Raw genomic sequence first — 18,152 nt, 5'->3', positions numbered from 1 at the left:
TTCGATATGGTGTGTTTATATAATGAAACATACCATATTTTTATATTATTTTACATTGGTACTAAAATACCCTAACTTTTAATTTTTTGAAAAAGCATCAATTTAACTAAATTTTTATATAGCAATCATAGTTTTTATCATATTAAGTTGCCTTAATACTAAATTTTATAAAATTTCTGATATTATTTCAAATAATTTTGCGCTTGGACATTCATAATGACCATAATTAATATGAATTTTTTTGAGATGCCTTAATAAATTTTCTTTATTCATTGATATTTTACAAATGGGACATTTAATTTTTTGTTCTCCATTTTTATTATAAATACATAAAATATAAGATGCTATTTTAACAACTGGATCTTCTGGATCACCAATAATTTTTATTTGTGCGATAATTTTTTTAACTTGTTCATTGTGAATTAAATTATCTTGTGAATTAATAATATTTTGTATTTCTGAGATGATTATTTCTAGCTGTTGTTTTCTCTGTTCTTTTTGTACAATTTGTCTTTTTCTTCTTTGTTTTAATTTACTTTTTTTTCTACTTTTTCCTATTTTTTGTTCTTCTACTATATGTTGTTGTTTTTTTGCTTTTATTAGTTCTTCATCATGGATCAGTTTACATATTTCTTTCCAATTAGTTAAATTAAAAGTAATTTTCTGACCTATCTGGTTTTTATTTTTTTTCAAAAAATATGAAATTTCTCTATGCAAATTTTTATAATATTCAATATCGATAATACCACTATTATATATTAATTTATAATTGATAAATATTTCATCCGATGTTTCCACAATATCTATAACTTGAGCAATCGTCTTGTCACATCTATAAGATTTTCTTGGCTTACCACCTACTACATTAGCAACATCTTTAAGAATAAATGAATTTATATTCAAACTTTGTAGTTTAAGTCTAAGAGGATGTTTAATTTTTTTTAAATCTCCATTTTTAAATGGTTCAATATTTTGATTTGAATTAATATATTTTCCAAGAGTTTTAACAAGTTTTTCGTTTATCAAATCTTTATTCTGATTAGAAATTGAATTTTCTAAAGGAATAACTGTCTTGTTTTGATGTTGATGCAAATTTTCAAAAGCTATAGGCCAATTTGTTTTTAAAATAACTTCTTTCAGAATTTCACATATAATATTAGGTTCAATTGTACTAATAAAAATATTCCAATTGTCAGATTTTGATTGATTGCAAGCAATATAAATACTGTAATGAAGTAATAATTCCAGAGGAGATATACTCGTTGGAATAGATAAGTAATCTATAGCTTCACTAGCAATCAAACCATTTATCCAATGATTTTGATCATTAATACTTGTATTAAATTGACGACATTCTCTGATTAAATCTTGCTTTTTGCTATCAAAGCATACACGGCATTTATTAGTAATTTCTTTTAAAGCATTAAAGGATAATTGAGACTTGAGGATTTGAATATTATTATGAAAACTGGTATTTTGACGTTTAATTATATTAATAAAATGTTCTTGAAATAGCTTTCGCCTTTGTCCTTTTCCTTCTGAAGTTAAAGAACTCCAAGAACTACTATAACCTGTTACTCTAAGATCACATTTATTTTGATTTATTCCAGTCTCCTTAAAATGAGCAAAATGAGGTCGGTTTACATATCCTTTTCTCAACTGAACTTCTTCCCCGCATACAATACAACGCAGTCCTAACAGTCTGTATGAATAATAATCTAGGTTTTCATCTTCAGCACAAACAGGGATTTGACTACCTAGATACATCGCTTTTGCATAAAACATAACTTATCTACGCATTTTAGGAGCTATTGTATATAATTATAATATCACTACTTACTTTTTTCTTGAAAAACTACCAGATGTTTAAAGTGCGTAGGCGTAGCCAGTCGTAGCGATCGCACCAGCCCTAACTTGTTACTTCTACCAAACTATAATAAGAGAACGCAAAGGTAAATGACACCTGAATTACCATGCTAAAAAATTACGAGATTTAGACAGATGGAGGTTTATGATTCCCATCAATGAAGCTCAACAGCAGTTACAGAATTTAATTGATTCCGTAAATCAATCACATCAACCCATTGTGATTGCAGGACAAAGTAGCAATGCAGTGTTATTGTCTGAAGCTGACTGGACATCTGTACAAGAAACCCTGTATCTTCTCTCCGTACCAGGGATGAGGGAATCGATTCGAGAAGGACTAGCAACGCCGATTGAGGAGTGTGATCGGGAGTTAGACTGGTGAGTTGAGATTTACTCTGGAATAGTGCGATCGCACCAGTGCTAATTTATGATTTCTCACAAATTATAAAGAGAGAGTTAATCATGTAAATCCTGATCAAAACAATTGTAAATTAAGATTTAGCAAATGATAGAATATCAGAATTGCTGTCACAAAATAGAGAAAGAATCATGAAAAATAAAGAGTTTTATGTTGTGATTGAACGCGATAAAGATGGAATATATATTGGTGAAGTTCCACAACTCAAAGCTTGCTATAGCCAAGGAGAAACTATTGATGAACTTATGCAAAATATCCGCGAGGTAATTGAAATGTGCCTTGAAGAATTACAAGAAGATTCAACAACCGAGTTTATTGGTGTGCATAAGATGGTGATCTAATGGCAAAATTACCAAACCCAACGGGAGAAGAACTTATTGCTGCGCTGCAAAAAATAGGATTCTGCGTAATCAGGCAAAAAGGCAGCCATGTACAGATGAAACATGAAGATAATAGAGTTGTTTCTATTCCCGTTCATGCTGGTAAGACAATTGGCAAGGGACTATTATTAAAAATTCTTCGAGATGCGGATCTATCTAAAGATCAATTACTGGATATTTTAAGGTAATAACATTGTTCTCACCACTGATCGCTTATGGGGTAGCCTGAGTGTGGGCATTCAAATTTGAGTATTGCGTTAGTGCTTAGGTGTTGCTCGTCCTAAACATTGCACCAGTGCTAACTTGTCATTTCTTCCAAACTATAATGAGAGAGCGTGAAGGTAAATTAGACCTGGATTATCATGCTAAAAAGTTATGAAGCTATTTATGAAAACGGTCAAGTAACATGGGTATCAGAACAGCCTCAAGTTAATGCTGCTCGTGTGATTGTCACTATTCTAGAAGAAACTTTACCATCGACAAAACGACCCACTCCCCCAGCCTCTATTGCTGGTAAGGGAAAAACTTTGGGAGATATTATTAGTCCTATTGTTAACGAAGAAGAGTGGGAATGTCTGAAGTAAAGTATGATTAAATATCATATCCCTCCAGCCTAAACATGAAGTTTAATGTCACACTTGACCGAGATGAAGACGGTATTTGGATTGTAGAATGTCCAAGTATTCCTGGGTGTGTCAGTCAAGGTCAAACACGGAAAGAAGCCCTGAACAACATTGAGGATGCGATCGCCGCTTGCCTTCAAGTTCGAGCAGAACTAGGAATGCCACTCACCATAGAGACTCATCAAATTGAAGTAGTGGCATAGTTATGGGATCTGCTATTCCAGTTTTAAGTGGGCGTGAGGTTGTGCGTGTCTTTGAATCCTTTGGTTGGCAGGTTGTTCGCCAAACTGGCAGTCACATCATTATGGTCAAAGATGGCGAAGCTGTAACACTTTCGGTTCCAGACCATCATGAAGTGGCAAAAGGAACTTTGCGTAGTCTAATTCGTACTGCTGGATTGACTGTAGATGAGTTTGTTGGTAAAAAATAGCTGAATTGCAAAAAGGAACCCGATAGTGCTTAGGTGTTGCTCGTCGTAGTGATCGCTTCACTAAACCCAGCCCTTCACTGATCCCGACGGATGGTTTAAGACTCTTTAGCCATTCCTTAACTATTACAATAGAATAATATCCGAATTTTTTGACTAATTTACTCTATGTCAGTTTTAGCAGCGATCGCAGTCTTGGCTGTTCTGATCTTGGTACACGAGTTAGGACACTTTACAGCAGCTCGTTCCCAAGGTATTCTCGTTAACCGCTTTTCTTTAGGATTTGGGCCAGTTCTGTGGAAATACCAAGGGCCACAAACCGAATATGCTATCCGTCTCTTTCCATTAGGCGGTTTTGTTGGCTTTCCCGACGATGACCCAGATAGCGATATTCCAGCGAATGACCCCAATTTGCTGCGTAACCGCCCAATTCTAGACCGGGCGATCGTCATCAGTGCCGGAGTAATCGCAAATTTAATATTTGCCTACTTCCTCCTAGTAACTCAGGTCAGTCTCATCGGAATCGGACAAGCCAGCCAACCGGGAGTTTTAATTCAACAGTTAGCGCCAGAAGTCAGTTCTGTAGCCGCCGAAGCCGGAATCCAACCAGGAGATGTCATCTTAGCAGCTGATCAAAGAGAATTTGGCACAGCAATCCAAGAAATTGAAGCTTTCCGGGACATCATTAAAAATAGTCCAGGTCAAACTGTGGAACTACAAATTGCTCGTGGAGAGGAAAGGCTGACAGTAAATGTAGTTCCAGAAGACAAGCCAGCCGGAGGTAGTATCGGTATCGGACTGGGTCCCAATGGTGAAGTAGTCCGCCGTCCGGTGAAGAATATAGGACAAGCATTCCAGATTGGCTCTAGCGAATTTCAGCGCCTTGTCACCCTGACAGTGCAAGGATTTGGGCAACTAATCACTAACTTTGGTGAAACCGCCAGTCAGGTAGCAGGACCGATTAAAATTGTGCAAATTGGTTCTAATATTGCCCAAAATGACACAGGTAGTCTGTTCTTCTTTGGGGCTTTAATCAGCATTAACTTGGCAATTATCAATATCTTGCCTTTACCAGCTTTAGATGGCGGACAACTGGCATTTTTACTGATTGAAGGTGTGATGGGTAAACCATTACCTAACCGGATTCAAGAAGGTGTGATGCAAACTGGTTTAGTCCTCCTTTTAGGACTAGGCATTTTTCTGATCGTCAAAGAAACCACACAGTTAACTTCCCAGTTGGATTGGGTACAAAAGTTGTTCCAGTGATTGTCACCCGTAAATCCCCATCTCAAAAGCAACGGGCGTTAGAAATTCTCGCCCGCTTGCAGCATCTTTATCCAGATGCAACTTGCTCTTTGAATTATTCCACCCCAGTCCAGTTACTGGTAGCCACGATTCTTTCCGCCCAATGTACGGATGAGCGAGTCAATAAAGTCACACCAGCTTTATTTGCGCGGTTTCCAGATGCGGCTAGTTTGGCTAATGCTGACTTAGAAGAATTAGAAAATTTAGTTCGTTCTACAGGCTTTTACCGCAATAAAGCCAAAAATATTCAAGGGGCTTGCAGAAAAATTGTCAGTGAGTTTGATTCAGTAGTTCCCAACCAAATGGAGCAATTATTACAGCTTCCTGGTGTGGCGCGAAAAACGGGTAATGTGGTTCTAGCCCATGCTTATGGTATTAATGCTGGGGTGACGGTAGATACTCACGTAAAGCGTTTGAGTCAACGGTTGGGTTTAACTAAATTTTCTGATCCTGTGCGGATTGAGAAGGATTTAATGAAGTTGTTACCCCAACTAGATTGGGAAAATTGGTCAATTCGGTTGATTTATCACGGTCGTGCTGTTTGTAAAGCCCGTTCTCCTGCGTGTCAAGTTTGTGAATTGAATGATTTATGTCCCACTGGGGAAAAAACACTGGTTGTAGGACAAGGGAAATAAAATATCCGTAGAATGGATGGAGACACTGTAGAATAGAAAATGCTGTCTTTAAATCTGTTAGAGAGTTTATGGCCAAAAAGAGTATGATTGAGCGCGAAAAAAAACGCGCCAAGTTGGCAGAAAAGTATGCTGACAAGCGAGAAGCGTTGTTAGAAGAATTTAACAGTGCTGTATCTCCCTTGGATAAATTAGAAGTTCACCGGAAAATTCAACAGCTACCCCGGAACAGTGCGCCCACTCGTCACCGCAACCGTTGCTGGGTAACTGGTCGCCCCAGAGGTGTCTATAGTGACTTTGGGTTATCTCGTAACGTGTTACGGGAATGGGCGCATCAAGGTCTTTTGCCGGGTGTGGTTAAGTCTAGCTGGTAGTCTAAATCATTGGTCATTAGTGATTAGTTGGAATCAAGAGCTAATGACCATTGGTAATTTTATTGTCCACAGCAACGGTCTATACCTAGACTATCTAAGAGTAGATCGCTGACGGCGTTGGCGATCGCAAACTCTCCATAAAAACTTTTGGAAAAATCAAATGCTTGCATCTCTGTGACAATGGCTATCACTAGAGATCCCAGGTCGTTTTCTCCTTCCATCCGTTGTCTCACAAATATTTGCGCCGCACGTTGGGCAATTTTTTGATTGACGATTTCCGGTAAAAATTCTCTGTCTAGCCACCGTAATAATCGGTCTTGCAACCATTCTCCTTCTAGATGGGGGTTGTGAGAGGGTGGTAAGGTGATGGGTGGAATTGCTTCAGTCATCTTTTTTTTAACGCAAAGGTACGCTGAGGGAAACGCAAAGGTACGCTGAGGGTGTTTTTCTGGGTTTGTTTGCTTAATTATGCAATATGATATCTCTGCTATTATTCGGGGTTATGCTCAAGGTTATTTTCTCATGGCTGATGACAATAAAGGCCTGGGATGGTACGGAAGTCGCGATCGCACTTTGATTCCTTTGGATGAGCGATTTCGTTACCCTAAGTCTTTGCAGCGTGTGTTAAACCAAGAGCGTTTTACTGTGGCGATTAACCGTGATTTTGAAGGTGTGGTGGCTGGGTGTGCTAATCGGGAAACTACTTGGATTTCACGAGAGTTACAAGAGATTTATTGGTTACTTTACCAGCATGGTTACGCCTATAGTTTTGAAACTTGGCTGGGTGATGAACTGGCTGGGGGAATTTTAGGAATTGTGATTGGCGGTGCTTTTATTGGTGAGTCGATGTTTTACCGCATTCCTGAAGGTTCTAAGGTGGCTATGGTTAAGTTGGTGGAAAGGTTACGTCAAAAGCAATTTGTGCTGTTTGATGCTCAAATGATGAATCCCCATTTGGAAAGATTTGGTGCTTATGGGATTAGGGATCATGAGTATCAGGCTTTACTTAAGGAAGCGTTGCAACGTCGTTGCGATTTAATGTGATGTATTCTCCCATTATTTTGGGAATACTAAAAACAGGGTTCTTTAAAATTTAATCACTAATGGATGAGCTAGTTAACAAGTTAGCGGGACTAGGAGTTGCTGGTTTAGTTTTGGTTGGGCTAGTGGCAACTTCATCTTCTGAGGTAAGATGAGGAATTTGTTCAGCAGTTAAAGTTACAACTTTACCATCTTGCCAAATGCTAATTGCTTCACCTAATTTGCGGTGTTTTTCAATAGCTTTCTTGATAGCGAGTTTAACACCTGCATCAATTTGGCTAGATAATTTATCAGGAATTGGTTTATTCATTAGTAGTGATTTGACTCCATAGTTGAGGTTGATAAATTATAGACTCTTGATTTAAAGGGCATTCAGCTATTAGCTGTATAATTGCATTAGAGTTATCATAAACAATCCAGCGATCGCATATGATCGGGGGAAGAGAAATCAGGATATATGGTGACAGCTTCACCTTGCCATTCTCCTAATAATTCATCTACTTGTAAAGCTGGGCTATCTAATGTTTCAGTCCCGGCTAAATGTTCTCGAATCAAAGTTATTTTATCTAACAGACCGTTTTTATCAAATAGCTGCACTAGGCGTAAGCGGCGATTTTCATAAATTAAACCGAGTTCCGCTCCAAATTCGGTAAAAGGTGCTAACTGTATGGAACCTTGGGAAAAAGCACCATTGGCAAAAAATAGCGTACTCTTGGCGAGAGAACTGTATTCTAATACTAAATCTTGTTGTCCTTGGCGACTAACAACCTGGCGAATAGTTTGGTTATTGTTTAACCCTGCTAAAGAAACTACACTTTTGATATCTTCTAAAAGTTCTCCTTGGGGTGAGAATGGGGTAAATGAACCTTGCCATTCACCGAGATTTTGCAGTAAAGATTCCCACTGAGTTGCCATAATTAGTTTCTGAGTGCCTAAGTTTAATTTTTAGCAAACTGTCGCACAGCAAACAAGCTGCCCATTAATCCTACCACTGCACCAAAACTTAAGAGAATTAAAGGTAATAGTACAATTTGGGCGGTGGTTAGTTGTAAACCGTTGGTAATCAATTGGATAAAATCTGGTTGATTAGTTAGCAACCTGTTGATAAACTGTTCCATAATGGAAATGAAACTCCAGGCGATCGCACCACCGACTAAACCAAAAGTAATTCCCTGTAAAATAAATGGAAGATAAATCCAAGCAGAGGTTGCGCCTACCAGTTGCATAATTTCAATTTCTCGCCGACGCGCCATGACAATTAAACCGATAGTAGTGGTAGTGACTGCGATCGCAGTTAAAGTTAAAATTATTGTAATAGTCACAGTAATCCAGTTTAAACCTTGATGTAACTGGGTAATGCGTTTAACTGCTTCATCTATATAATGCACAGATTCCACACCCCTTAACTTAGCCAATTCCGTAGCTAAATCCGGGACAACCTGAGAATTACGAGCTTTTACCTTAATCTCATCAACTAAAGGATTATCCCCTAACTGTTGGGTAACACCATCAATATTAGAAATGCCTAATTCCTGGACTAACTGAGTCCACGCTTGTTCTTTGCTAATAGTTTCCATTGCTGCGACATCCCGCAGTTTAATTACATCAGTCTGAATAGTGCTGGCGGGTGTATCTGGCTGAAGATAAACAGAAATTTCTAATTGATTACCAAATTGATTGAGAAATTTTTCTACTTGCCAAGAAGTTTGCAAACTCAAGCCAAATAAAAATAGTAACACTGTCACTGTGCTAATAGCTGCCCAATTCATCCAACCTCCCCGCAGTAAACCCAGGAAAGTTTCTTTGAGCAAATAGTCAAATTTTGTCAGAAATTTAAACACACATCACCTCAATGGCTATGTATTGCGATCAATTTTGGCATATTCACGGATGTTTAACCGAGATTGATAGAATTGAGATAGTAGGAATTTTCACAACTGAGTCATTGATCATCATGCCTTCTGAAATTGCTGTCGAGAAAAAAAAGTTAAAAAATCCCCCCTTGAAACTTCACTATCTAGGCGATCGCGTCCTGCGTCAAGATGCCAAGCGAATTACCAAAATAGACGATGAAATCCGGCAGTTGGTACGGGAAATGCTGCAAACTATGTATAGTAGCGATGGCATTGGTTTGGCTGCACCTCAAGTGGGAATCCATAAACAACTGATTGTGATTGATTGCGAACCAGATAACCCAGACAGTCCCCCCCTAGTTTTGATTAACCCTACAATTAAACAGGTAAGTAAAGAAGTCTGCGTTGCCCAAGAAGGGTGTTTGAGTATTCCTAACGTGTATTTAGACGTAAAGCGCCCCGAAACGGTAGAAATTGCCTATAAAGACGAAAACGGCCGTCCCCAAACCCTGAAAGCTACCGACTTACTCGCACGTTGCATTCAACACGAAATGGATCACCTCAAAGGCGTGGTATTTGTAGATCGTGTAGAAAATTCCTTGGCTTTATCCCAGGAGTTATCTAAAAATGGCTTCTCGTATCAAGCCGTGAAACCAGTAGCATAGGGTACTAATAGTGTATTTAACTCCAAAAAGCGGTTTATTTCTGGGTGGTGCTTGCATAACTGCGATCGCCGCCGTTGGTTCGGTGTTTGAACTGAGTTACGGACAACCAGATTTAGGTGTTCAGGTAACTGCAATTATCCTGGGATTGAGTATTCCCCTCACCGGATTATTTTTCTTTGCTGCAGTGAGGGACGCACGGGCTAACATGAAGTAAGCATCAGGTACATAAAAAGGTAGAGGGATGAAGGAAAAGGCAAAATTCATCCTTCCACCTTTTATTTTTTCCCTGACGGTAGCTTGGCTAACAGCAGACGTTCTCTATATTCTTTTGTGGCTTTGTGTCTTCGTGGTGCAAATTAAACACCAACTAAAATAAAAGAATGCTGTCAGAAACAACTGAACTCTTACGCCTATCTCAAGGACATCTCAATTTACTTGAAGTTTGTCCGCGTAAATTCCAACACACCTACTTAGAACAACTAAGCACGCCTTCAAACCCCCAAAAAGAAGAACGCCAAACTTTGGGGAGTCGCTTTCACTTGCTGATGCAACAGCGAGAAATGGGTTTACCAATTGCCAGTTTACTGGAAGCGGATACTCAGTTACAAAGCTGGATGTCAGGTTTTAGCAATGCAGCGCCAGAGATTCTCACAATAAGGGATACTCAAACTTTCCGGGAAAGCGAACATTACCGCACACTGCAAGTTAACAACTATTTACTGACTGTTGTTTATGATTTATTGATTGCAGATAACGAGCAAGCCCAAATTTTAGACTGGAAAACTTATCATCAACCGCCAAGTAAAGGTACTTTACAACAGAATTGGCAAACACGTTTGTATTTGTATGTTTTAGCGGAAACCAGTGCCTACTTACCTGAAAATATTTCTATGACTTACTGGTTTGTCCAGTCTGAAGGCGCACCGCAAAAGATTAAATTTAATTACGATTATACCCAACATCAGCAAACAGTCAAGGAACTTAATTACCTGTTAAATAAATTAACCAATTGGCTAGAAAGTTACCAAAAAAACCAGTTATTTCCCCAAGTTCCCCTTCAGAGTAAAACCTGTAATTATTGTGATTTTGCCATAGCGTGCGATCGCCAATCAGCAAAAGCAGCATCTCAACAGCCATCGTTACCAAATCTTGCCAACATTCAAGAAGTATCTCTGTGAATTTTAGGGCAATTATATGAAAACCGTTGATGAAACTGATTTGATTTATGTTCGTGAATTAGGAATTGATGATATTGCGCCAGTTTACCACTTGGGCGAACAGCTATTTACTAGCGATTTATATCCTTATTTGTATCGCACCTGGGACGAATGGGAGGTAATTGGACTTTACAACACAGATCCAGACTATTGCTTGGTAGCAGAAACAGAGGGAGAATTGGCGGGGTTTATTTTAGGAACCATAATCACCAAAGCATCCTGGACTTATGGTTATATCCTATGGCTAGCAGTGCATCCCAAATTTCAGCGTAAAGGAGTAGCAGATAAATTAGTTGATCAAGCGATCGCCCGCATGATAGAAGACGGGGCGAGATTCATGTTAGTAGACACAGATCCTACCAACAATCCCGCCGTCAAATTTTTTAACCGTAAAGGATTTGGGAATATCCGCCAGCATATTTTCTTATCAATGAATTTAAGCAAACATGAACATTATGGCAGACTAATTGACTACGAACATCAAAAAGCTGAAAGAGCCGGTTATGGACGTACCCGCCCAGCAATTCGCCCCCGTAAACCCGACGGAATAGCCAATGAAACCATACTCAATCCCCTAGTAAATGAAACACCGATATAAATAATGAATAAAAACCAATATCATTAACCACCTCAACAGAGAAAAAAAATTCCTTCCTTTCTTTCTTCCTTCTTTACTTGGCGTACTTTGCGTACTTTGCGGTTCGTTATCTACCTTCAAATGATATAGTAATCCGCTTTAATTTTTTAACTTACTATTTAAACTAATTCCATGCAATGGACTCTAGCAAAAACAGAAGAACCACCCGATTGGTTTATTCAAATCGTCAAACAGTATACACCCGCATCCAGTGGAAAGTATGCAGCCCAATTATTGTGGAAAAGGGGAATTAAAGATGAACAAACATTAGCCGCCTTTACCAACTATAAAATTTATCAACCAGCCAGCCCCTGTGAATTTGGTGCAGAAATGCATCTGGCTATGGAAAGACTGCAACAAGCCCGAAATAACAATGAAAAAATTGCCATTTGGGGAGACTTTGACGCTGATGGAATTACCGCTACTGCTGTTTTATGGGATGGTTTAGGACAATTTTTTAGTCAAAATTCCCAGTTAACTTACTACATCCCCAATCGCCTCAAAGAATCCCACGGACTCAATTATCCAGGGATTGATAGTTTAAACCAACAAGGTTGTAAGTTAATTGTGACTTGCGATACGGGCAGCACTAATATTAGTGAAATTACTTATGCTCAACAGTTGGGTATAGATGTCATAGTTACAGACCACCACACTTTACCAGAACAACGCCCACCAGTTACAGCAATTATCAACCCCCGCTATTTACCTAGTGAACATCCGTTATTTCATCTTTCTGGGGTAGCGGTAGCTTTTAAATTAGTCGAAGCCCTTTATCAAACCTTACCTGACGTTCCTCAAGAGCCATTAGGAAATTTATTAGATTTGGTCGCAGTGGGATTAATTGCCGATTTGGTGCAGTTAAGTGGTGATTGTCGGTATTTAGCCCAATTAGGTATTCAACGACTGCAAGCAGAGTCAAAGCAACCAGCCACAGCACAACGACGGCCAGGGGTAGGGCGATTATTAGAATTATGCCAGAGAACTGGCGATCGCCCCACAGATATTTCCTTTGGTCTAGGGCCACGGATTAACGCCGTCAGTCGTATTCAAGGAGATGCCAATTTTTGCGTAGAGTTATTAACTAGCCGGGATATTAAATATTGTCATCAATTAGCCGAAATGGCAGAACTAGCCAACACCCGTCGCAAGTCCTTACAAAAAGATGTCCAAGGACAAGTAGCAGCAAAACTATCCCAGCTAGACTTATCCACCACCAGTGTGATTGTCTTAGAAGATAGCCAATGGCCTGCGGGAGTATTAGGTTTAGTCGCCGGACAAGTAGCCCAAGAAACCGGCCGTCCCACAATTTTATTAAGTACAGAAGAACGAACACAAGATACTACCCCTACTCCCTACTCCCCACTCCCTACTCCCCTCCTAGCCCGTGGTTCCGCCCGTTCAGTTAACAGTGTGGATTTATACCAACTGGTAAAAAAGCAATCCCATCTCTTACATAGCTTTGGCGGACATCCCTTTGCAGCCGGTTTGAGTTTATTACCGGAGAATATTCCGTTATTTACAGAGGCGATTAATCAGCAGTTGCGCCAATCTTTAGGGGGAACAACTCTTTCACCCACTGTACAAGCAGATGTGATTGTCACTGTGGCCGATTTAGGCAAAGAGTTATTTTTAGAACTGAAATTGCTGGAACCTTGTGGGATGGGAAATCCTGTACCAAAATTGCTGATTGAAAATTGCTTGTTTGAAAATCCTTGGCATCGCAATCAGCAGGATTGGCAAGGAAAAAAGGTACAGTATATTAAAACTGACTTTCAGATTCGGGATGATTCTACTAAAAGTTCCTTTCCTGGGGTTTGGTGGGGACACTATAAAGATGAATTACCCCCAGGTAGGTGTGATTGCATTGCCGAATTAGATTACAACACTTACAAAAAACGCTATGAAATCCGGTTAATTGCTGTCCGAACTGCGGCTGACTCAGCACTGGCTGGAACGGGTGAAAGTTATGGTGTTTTTGCGGAGAAAATATTAGATTGGCGTAATCAAGATTACTCAAAACTTAATACCGATCATTCAGCACTGGTAATTTGTGATTGTCCTACCCACTGGGATGATTTACGTCTATGGTTCCAGCGATGTCTCCATAATAATCAACAATTAGCGATCGCCTGGACTAAACCCAATCATCAACCACCCCAGGAAATTTGGATCACTTTAGTGGGGATGGCAAAATATCTCAGTCGCACACATCAATTAGTTACCCGCTTGCAACTATTAGAAAAACTGGGTATCCGTGACCAGACTTTATTTTGGGGAATTGCAGCTTTAAAATCTGTAGGTTTCACTGTCACCAGACAAGACCGTGATTTCCAAATTACTTGGCATCCTAGCACCGAATCAGAAGACATAGCTAATGCAGCAATAGAGAAATTTTTAGCCGCCATCAAGGAAGAACAATTTCAGCAAAATTATTTTGCCCAAGTGCCTTTATCAACAATATTGGGGACTGGGGATTGGGGACTGGGGATTAGGGATTAGGGAGTGTATTAAAAATCTTTCCCCCCACACTTCCCACACTCCCCACACTCCCCACTCCTCCCTGACGTTCACACTTAAAACCTTGGCTTTGCCAAGCTTGCATATCTACATCTGCAAGTTTTACAACATTGGAGCATTTGGGGCTGAAGATGTGACTAAACACGCCCCAGAATACACTGCGAGTCACATCTAGCCCAGTTTTCCAACCAGCCTCATAATTCCCCGGAATACCTTGCTCTGGAACAATATCTGGCTCTACCCAAATACCATGAGCGCCTAAGAGAATCTGTGCCATCCATTTAGCTCTGGGTAGGTGAGACTCGGAAGTAATCAGTTTCACCTTATGTACTCCCCATTGCCGCAAAATGGGAATACCATAGTAAAAATTCTCAAAAGTTGATTGGGCGCAATTTTCTAACCAAACATTGTCTAACTTGGCAGTTTCCCTCTGAAAAATCAGCCATATACAAGGTGGTTGGGAACCAGTAGAAATCAAAACCGGAACCTGCGGAGAAATTTTTTGAGATTGGGCGACATAAATTTCCCGGCGAATACTACCACCCAAGACAAAAAAGCCATCCACTGGCTGAGACGATGCCCAAACTAGAGTTATAGTAGTGAAAATTAGCCAGCCGACCAATATCAGACATAAACCACTAGCAATTTTTTGTAGCGATCGCCACTTTTTACCGAATTTCCTCAAGGGAGAAATTGGCGCAGGTTTTGTAAATTTATGTCTCATCAGACATCTCATTAAAACTTAGTTAAATAATATCGAGAAAACCTACAATTAAGTCAGCCAAGTGCTATCTTATAAAGATAATATAGGGTGTAACACAAATAGCTATAAAAATGTCACAATAAAGTCACAGTAAAGCGACTGGAATTTCATAGCGTCCTATTAAAATAGTAAAAAAGCTAAGACTTTGAGAGAACTATCAGGAAAAATTCATGAAGTATAGCAACTGAAAAATTTCCCACCAAAAGCCTGATTGTTAAACTGTCAATAACACAACTATATTCAACTGATATACATGAACCAATCTGCGAAACATTACTCGCCGCTCCAAGTAGTCTTAATTGGTGGAGCTATTGCCACAACCACTACTGCCTCGGTATTTGGCTCTGCTTGGACTCGCTGCGTTCTTGCCGCTTTACAAGATAGTCCGAAAGCGTTAGTTGACCAAGTATGGCAATTGGTAAATCGTGAGTATATTGATGGCAATTTCAATCAACAAGATTGGCTAGCCACAAGACAGACTTTATTAAGTAAAGAATATTCTTCTAACGAACAAGCTTATGTGGCGATTAGGGAAGCTCTGCAAAAACTGGGTGATCCTTATACGCGGTTCATGGACCCTCAACAATATCAAGCTCTCACCAGCCAAACATCGGGGGAAGTCTCCGGGATTGGGATTCGCATGGAAGTGAATCAGCAAAGTAAGCGCCTGACTGTGTTGGAAGCTATCGAAAATTCGCCGGCGCTGCAAGCTGGAATTAGACCAGGCGATGAGATTTTGGCAATTGATGGTAAATCCACTCAGCAAATGGCAGTGGAACAGGCTTCTAGCTTAATTCGCGGTCAAGTTGGTACTCCTATAAACCTGCAACTGAGAAGATCAGGGCAAAATGCTTTTGATGTGCAGCTGACAAGGGCAACAATTGAAGTGCCAACAGTGCGTTATACCCTGAAGCGAGAAGGAAATCGCCGGGTTGGTTATATTCGCCTGCGGGAGTTTAGCGGCCATGCATCGGAGCAAATGCGTCGGGCGATTCAAGATTTAAACAATCAACAAGCTGATGCTTTTGTCTTGGATTTGCGCGGAAACGGTGGTGGACTGTTAAATTCCAGTATTGAAATTGCGCGAATGTGGTTGGATGATGGTGGTATTGTCCGCACAGTTAATCGGGCTGGAGGGAGTGAGGTAACTAACGCTAATCGTACCGCCCTGACTCAAAGACCTTTGGCTGTACTGGTGGATGGTAATTCAGCTAGTGCTAGCGAAATTCTGACTGGGGCGCTGAAGGATAATAACCGGGCTGTGGTGATTGGTAGTAAAACCTATGGGAAAGCAATGGTGCAATCTGTGCATCAACTGGCGGATGGTTCAGGTTTGGCAGTGACTATTGCTCACTATTACACTCCTAAAGGTACGGATATTAATAAAAAAGGTATTGTCCCAGATATCAAAATGGAGTTAACCGCAGCGCAGGAACGTCAACTGGCGAGTAATCCCAATTTAGTTGGTACGCAACAAGATCCACAATATGCCAGAGCGATCGCCGCATTAGCCAGTAACAATTTTGCTCAACCTCCAGCCAGCCAAATTCTGCAACCGATGAGTTCTGGGGCTAGAGATTTAAAATTTTAGTGGGGAGGATTGGGACTGGGAATGCTAATACTAATTGGTGATCCCATCTCCCATAAATCTGATAATTTATGAATCGGCTACTTGATGCAACCACTACCAACAGTTTCCTCCCAATGGTATCAGTGGTTGTTCCTATTTATAACGGGGAGGCAGATTTACCAGATTTAATCAATTGTCTGCTATCTCAAACTTACCCTCAAGACCGGGTAGAGTATTTGTTTGTGGATAATAATAGTAGCGATCGCACTCTGACTCTGCTACAAGAATCTGCGGCAAATTCCCCGGTAATTCGTGTTTTAAGCGAAAATCAAATTCAAAGCTCTTACGCAGCCCGCAATACTGGTATCCGCGCTGCTGTGGGCGAAATTTTGGCCTTTACAGATGCCGATTGTCATCCCCAACCGCAATGGCTACACTCGTTAATTCAGCCTTTTAGTGATCCAGATGTAGTGATTGTAGCTGGTGAAATTGCGGCGCTGATGGGTAAAAGCATCCTAGAAAAACACGCGGAACGTCAAGAAACCTTATCTCAAAAGCATACTCTGACTCATTCCTTTTGTCCTTACGGTCAAACCGCTAATTTAGCAATTCGCCGCCTAGCTTTAAAAACAGCAGGTCTATTTCGACCCTATCTCACTACTGGTGGTGATGCTGACATTTGTTGGCGGATTTTGCGCTCCAATATCGGGCGGTTAGAATTTGCCCCAGATGCAATTATCCAGCACCGCCACCGCTCCACTCTCCAGGAATTAGCAAGTCAATGGCGACGCTATGGGCGTTCTAATCGCTATCTACATCAACTGCACGGTGTGGAATTAATGCCAGAAATGACGGTTGCAGAATATGGCTATTACTTAGCACGTTGGTTATTAAAGGAAGTACCAAGAGATATTTTACAGGCGATCGCAGGTAAAGCCTCTGTTGTAGACTTATTAAATACTCCCATTACCTTATTCACTACTAGAGCGCGTTCTGTAGGACAAAGAAAGGCGCAGTTACCAGAAAAAGCAGAAAACATTGACTGGCTATAAGCGCAATCAGTTTACAAGCCTGCTGGCGAAAATACACCAATAGTTGCTAACTTTCGCTAAATTGGAAATAAAGTAAACACAGGGAAATTTCAATGTCAGCACAATTGTTACTGGTAGACGATGAACCGGGATTAAGGGAAGCCGTCAAAGATTATTTACAAGAAAGCGGTTTCAGCGTTCAAGTTGCCAGTAACGCCCGTGAAGGCTGGGATTTGATGCAACAGAATACACCGGATTTAGTCATTTCTGATATCATGATGCCCCAAGTGGATGGTTATCAGTTCCTCAAACAACTGCGAGATGATCCCCGGTTTCAAACACTCCCAGTCATATTTTTAACTGCTAAAGGGATGACAGGCGATCGCATTCAGGGATACCAAGCAGGTGTTGATGCATACTTACCCAAGCCCTTCGATCCCGATGAATTAGTGGCAATAGTAGAGAATTTACTAACTCGCCGCCTCACAAAAGCTACAACTGGCGGTGAAGAAGGCGAAAATATAGACATAGCAGAACTAGCAAATCAAATTGCTCAAATTAAAGCTTTGTTAACTCAAAGAACTGCCATCTCCCAATCCCCAGCCCCCTTTAAAATTGATTTGACCCCCAGAGAGCAAAGTGTTTTAAATTTGGTAGCGGAAGGGTTGATGAACAAAGAAATTGCTCGGCGCTTAGAAACCAGCGTCCGGAACGTCGAAAAATACGTCAGTCGTTTATTTAGTAAAACTGGGACTAATAGCCGCACTGAGTTAGTTCGGTTTGCCTTAGAACACGGACTTGCTAAATAGAAATTCAACAGTCAAAAGCTG

23 protein-coding genes and 1 pseudogene are annotated in these 18,152 nt (G+C 40.3%); 18 read left to right on the top strand and 6 right to left on the bottom strand.

Features of this window, described 5'->3' with window-relative positions; translation table 11 throughout:
• Nucleotides 1–165 precede the first annotated feature (165 nt).
• Nucleotides 166–1,785: a competence protein CoiA family protein gene (locus tag ACM0OP_RS01880; RefSeq protein ID WP_414526691.1), complete on the bottom strand. Its 1,620-nt coding sequence runs from the start codon at nt 1,783–1,785 to the stop codon at nt 166–168.
• Nucleotides 1,786–2,011: 226 nt separating this feature from the next.
• Between ACM0OP_RS01880 and ACM0OP_RS01875 the strand changes: the two genes are divergently transcribed.
• From ACM0OP_RS01875 to rpsN, 9 genes are all read left to right on the top strand, one after another.
• Entirely contained in the window at nt 2,012–2,248 is a 237-nt protein-coding gene (locus ACM0OP_RS01875) for a type II toxin-antitoxin system Phd/YefM family antitoxin (protein ID WP_414526690.1), read from the top strand.
• Between the two features lie 167 nt (nt 2,249–2,415).
• A complete protein-coding gene (locus tag ACM0OP_RS01870) occupies nt 2,416–2,625 on the top strand; it encodes a type II toxin-antitoxin system HicB family antitoxin (protein ID WP_414526689.1) in 210 nt (69 codons plus the stop codon).
• Nucleotides 2,625–2,852 carry a type II toxin-antitoxin system HicA family toxin gene (locus ACM0OP_RS01865; protein WP_414526688.1) on the top strand — a complete coding sequence of 76 codons (228 nt, stop codon included), beginning with the start codon at nt 2,625–2,627 and terminating at the stop codon, nt 2,850–2,852. Before ACM0OP_RS01870 ends, ACM0OP_RS01865 begins: the two co-directional genes overlap by 1 nt.
• Before the next feature lie 174 nt (nt 2,853–3,026).
• Nucleotides 3,027–3,248 carry a hypothetical protein gene (locus tag ACM0OP_RS01860; RefSeq protein ID WP_414526687.1) on the top strand — a complete coding sequence of 74 codons (222 nt, stop codon included), beginning with the start codon at nt 3,027–3,029 and terminating at the stop codon, nt 3,246–3,248.
• Nucleotides 3,249–3,283: 35 nt separating this feature from the next.
• Nucleotides 3,284–3,490 carry a type II toxin-antitoxin system HicB family antitoxin gene (locus ACM0OP_RS01855; protein WP_414526686.1) on the top strand — a complete coding sequence of 69 codons (207 nt, stop codon included), beginning with the start codon at nt 3,284–3,286 and terminating at the stop codon, nt 3,488–3,490.
• 2 nt (nt 3,491–3,492) lie between these two features.
• Nucleotides 3,493–3,717 carry a type II toxin-antitoxin system HicA family toxin gene (locus tag ACM0OP_RS01850; protein WP_414526685.1) on the top strand — a complete coding sequence of 75 codons (225 nt, stop codon included), beginning with the start codon at nt 3,493–3,495 and terminating at the stop codon, nt 3,715–3,717.
• A 165-nt stretch (nt 3,718–3,882) separates the two neighbouring features.
• Nucleotides 3,883–4,980 (top strand): RIP metalloprotease RseP, encoded by a 1,098-nt coding sequence (gene rseP / locus ACM0OP_RS01845; RefSeq protein ID WP_414526684.1) that lies wholly within the window; start codon nt 3,883–3,885, stop codon nt 4,978–4,980.
• A complete protein-coding gene (gene nth / locus ACM0OP_RS01840) occupies nt 4,956–5,654 on the top strand; it encodes an endonuclease III (protein ID WP_414526683.1) in 699 nt (232 codons plus the stop codon). The genes rseP and nth overlap by 25 nt, the downstream gene beginning before the upstream one ends.
• 68 nt (nt 5,655–5,722) lie before the next feature.
• A complete protein-coding gene (rpsN, locus tag ACM0OP_RS01835; RefSeq protein ID WP_414526682.1) occupies nt 5,723–6,025 on the top strand; it encodes a 30S ribosomal protein S14 in 303 nt (100 codons plus the stop codon).
• Between the two features lie 59 nt (nt 6,026–6,084).
• On the opposite strand, the gene ACM0OP_RS01830 is transcribed toward rpsN, so the two are convergent.
• Nucleotides 6,085–6,414, bottom strand: coding sequence for a hypothetical protein (locus tag ACM0OP_RS01830; protein ID WP_414526681.1), 330 nt, complete (start codon nt 6,412–6,414; stop codon nt 6,085–6,087).
• A gap of 79 nt (nt 6,415–6,493) precedes the next feature.
• Here ACM0OP_RS01830 and aat point away from each other — a divergent pair, with 79 nt between their 5' ends.
• Nucleotides 6,494–7,069: a leucyl/phenylalanyl-tRNA--protein transferase gene (gene aat, locus ACM0OP_RS01825; RefSeq protein ID WP_414526680.1), complete on the top strand. Its 576-nt coding sequence runs from the start codon at nt 6,494–6,496 to the stop codon at nt 7,067–7,069.
• Nucleotides 7,070–7,118: 49 nt separating this feature from the next.
• On the opposite strand, the gene ACM0OP_RS01820 is transcribed toward aat, so the two are convergent.
• The 3 genes and pseudogenes from ACM0OP_RS01820 to ACM0OP_RS01810 form a co-directional block, all read right to left on the bottom strand.
• Nucleotides 7,119–7,376 (bottom strand): hypothetical protein, encoded by a 258-nt coding sequence (locus tag ACM0OP_RS01820; RefSeq protein ID WP_414526679.1) that lies wholly within the window; start codon nt 7,374–7,376, stop codon nt 7,119–7,121.
• 122 nt (nt 7,377–7,498) lie between these two features.
• A pseudogene (locus ACM0OP_RS01815) lies at nt 7,499–7,981 on the bottom strand (DUF3598 family protein); the annotation flags it as partial.
• 23 nt (nt 7,982–8,004) lie between these two features.
• Nucleotides 8,005–8,907 carry a cell division protein FtsX gene (locus ACM0OP_RS01810; protein WP_414526678.1) on the bottom strand — a complete coding sequence of 301 codons (903 nt, stop codon included), beginning with the start codon at nt 8,905–8,907 and terminating at the stop codon, nt 8,005–8,007.
• A 113-nt stretch (nt 8,908–9,020) separates the two neighbouring features.
• On the opposite strand from ACM0OP_RS01810, the gene def reads away from it, so the two are divergent.
• The 5 genes from def to recJ all read left to right on the top strand — a co-directional run bounded on the left by def (nt 9,021) and on the right by recJ (nt 13,940).
• Complete coding sequence (gene def / locus ACM0OP_RS01805) at nt 9,021–9,584, top strand: peptide deformylase (protein WP_414526760.1); 564 nt, start codon at nt 9,021–9,023, stop codon at nt 9,582–9,584.
• Nucleotides 9,585–9,594: 10 nt separating this feature from the next.
• Nucleotides 9,595–9,798 (top strand): hypothetical protein, encoded by a 204-nt coding sequence (locus tag ACM0OP_RS01800; RefSeq protein ID WP_414526677.1) that lies wholly within the window; start codon nt 9,595–9,597, stop codon nt 9,796–9,798.
• A 166-nt stretch (nt 9,799–9,964) separates the two neighbouring features.
• Nucleotides 9,965–10,762 (top strand): PD-(D/E)XK nuclease family protein, encoded by a 798-nt coding sequence (locus ACM0OP_RS01795; protein WP_414526676.1) that lies wholly within the window; start codon nt 9,965–9,967, stop codon nt 10,760–10,762.
• A gap of 16 nt (nt 10,763–10,778) precedes the next feature.
• A complete protein-coding gene (locus ACM0OP_RS01790) occupies nt 10,779–11,399 on the top strand; it encodes a GNAT family N-acetyltransferase (RefSeq protein ID WP_414526675.1) in 621 nt (206 codons plus the stop codon).
• Nucleotides 11,400–11,570: 171 nt separating this feature from the next.
• Nucleotides 11,571–13,940, top strand: a complete 2,370-nt coding sequence (gene recJ, locus ACM0OP_RS01785) for a single-stranded-DNA-specific exonuclease RecJ (RefSeq protein WP_414526674.1) — start codon at nt 11,571–11,573, stop codon at nt 13,938–13,940.
• Here recJ and ACM0OP_RS01780 read toward each other — a convergent pair.
• On the bottom strand, nt 13,930–14,682 hold the full coding sequence (locus tag ACM0OP_RS01780; protein ID WP_414526673.1) for a YdcF family protein: 753 nt from the start codon (nt 14,680–14,682) through the stop codon (nt 13,930–13,932). The genes recJ and ACM0OP_RS01780 overlap by 11 nt on opposite strands.
• Before the next feature lie 292 nt (nt 14,683–14,974).
• Between ACM0OP_RS01780 and ctpB the strand changes: the two genes are divergently transcribed.
• The 3 genes from ctpB to ACM0OP_RS01765 all read left to right on the top strand — a co-directional run bounded on the left by ctpB (nt 14,975) and on the right by ACM0OP_RS01765 (nt 18,131).
• Nucleotides 14,975–16,312 (top strand): carboxyl-terminal processing protease CtpB, encoded by a 1,338-nt coding sequence (gene ctpB, locus ACM0OP_RS01775; RefSeq protein WP_414526672.1) that lies wholly within the window; start codon nt 14,975–14,977, stop codon nt 16,310–16,312.
• A 68-nt stretch (nt 16,313–16,380) separates the two neighbouring features.
• Nucleotides 16,381–17,343: a glycosyltransferase family 2 protein gene (locus ACM0OP_RS01770; protein WP_414526671.1), complete on the top strand. Its 963-nt coding sequence runs from the start codon at nt 16,381–16,383 to the stop codon at nt 17,341–17,343.
• A gap of 92 nt (nt 17,344–17,435) precedes the next feature.
• Nucleotides 17,436–18,131: a response regulator transcription factor gene (locus tag ACM0OP_RS01765; protein ID WP_414526670.1), complete on the top strand. Its 696-nt coding sequence runs from the start codon at nt 17,436–17,438 to the stop codon at nt 18,129–18,131.
• Nucleotides 18,132–18,152 lie beyond the last annotated feature (21 nt).

The organism is Nodularia chucula CCY0103 (assembly GCF_963923915.1).
Classification (GTDB): Bacteria; Cyanobacteriota; Cyanobacteriia; order Cyanobacteriales; family Nostocaceae; genus Nodularia; species Nodularia chucula.
This window is presented reverse-complemented; position numbering and strand designations above follow the sequence as displayed.

Excerpts from the sequence above, each read along its gene's own strand:
- ACM0OP_RS01780 (WP_414526673.1), bottom strand. The coding sequence starts at position 14,682 with ATGAGACATAAATTTACAAAACCTGCGCCAATTTCTCCCTTGAGGAAA.
- ACM0OP_RS01770 (WP_414526671.1), top strand. The coding sequence starts at position 16,381 with ATGAATCGGCTACTTGATGCAACCACTACCAACAGTTTCCTCCCAATG.
- ACM0OP_RS01880 (WP_414526691.1), bottom strand. The coding sequence starts at position 1,785 with ATGTTTTATGCAAAAGCGATGTATCTAGGTAGTCAAATCCCTGTTTGT.
- ctpB (WP_414526672.1), top strand. The coding sequence starts at position 14,975 with ATGAACCAATCTGCGAAACATTACTCGCCGCTCCAAGTAGTCTTAATT.
- ACM0OP_RS01830 (WP_414526681.1), bottom strand. The coding sequence starts at position 6,414 with ATGACTGAAGCAATTCCACCCATCACCTTACCACCCTCTCACAACCCC.
- recJ (WP_414526674.1), top strand. The coding sequence starts at position 11,571 with ATGCAATGGACTCTAGCAAAAACAGAAGAACCACCCGATTGGTTTATT.
- ACM0OP_RS01875 (WP_414526690.1), top strand. The coding sequence starts at position 2,012 with ATGATTCCCATCAATGAAGCTCAACAGCAGTTACAGAATTTAATTGAT.
- ACM0OP_RS01855 (WP_414526686.1), top strand. The coding sequence starts at position 3,284 with ATGAAGTTTAATGTCACACTTGACCGAGATGAAGACGGTATTTGGATT.
- ACM0OP_RS01865 (WP_414526688.1), top strand. The coding sequence starts at position 2,625 with ATGGCAAAATTACCAAACCCAACGGGAGAAGAACTTATTGCTGCGCTG.
- def (WP_414526760.1), top strand. The coding sequence starts at position 9,021 with ATGCCTTCTGAAATTGCTGTCGAGAAAAAAAAGTTAAAAAATCCCCCC.
- ACM0OP_RS01860 (WP_414526687.1), top strand. The coding sequence starts at position 3,027 with ATGCTAAAAAGTTATGAAGCTATTTATGAAAACGGTCAAGTAACATGG.
- ACM0OP_RS01795 (WP_414526676.1), top strand. The coding sequence starts at position 9,965 with ATGCTGTCAGAAACAACTGAACTCTTACGCCTATCTCAAGGACATCTC.
- ACM0OP_RS01790 (WP_414526675.1), top strand. The coding sequence starts at position 10,779 with ATGAAAACCGTTGATGAAACTGATTTGATTTATGTTCGTGAATTAGGA.
- aat (WP_414526680.1), top strand. The coding sequence starts at position 6,494 with ATGCAATATGATATCTCTGCTATTATTCGGGGTTATGCTCAAGGTTAT.
- ACM0OP_RS01765 (WP_414526670.1), top strand. The coding sequence starts at position 17,436 with ATGTCAGCACAATTGTTACTGGTAGACGATGAACCGGGATTAAGGGAA.
- ACM0OP_RS01870 (WP_414526689.1), top strand. The coding sequence starts at position 2,416 with ATGAAAAATAAAGAGTTTTATGTTGTGATTGAACGCGATAAAGATGGA.
- rseP (WP_414526684.1), top strand. The coding sequence starts at position 3,883 with ATGTCAGTTTTAGCAGCGATCGCAGTCTTGGCTGTTCTGATCTTGGTA.
- ACM0OP_RS01850 (WP_414526685.1), top strand. The coding sequence starts at position 3,493 with ATGGGATCTGCTATTCCAGTTTTAAGTGGGCGTGAGGTTGTGCGTGTC.
- ACM0OP_RS01820 (WP_414526679.1), bottom strand. The coding sequence starts at position 7,376 with ATGAATAAACCAATTCCTGATAAATTATCTAGCCAAATTGATGCAGGT.
- rpsN (WP_414526682.1), top strand. The coding sequence starts at position 5,723 with ATGGCCAAAAAGAGTATGATTGAGCGCGAAAAAAAACGCGCCAAGTTG.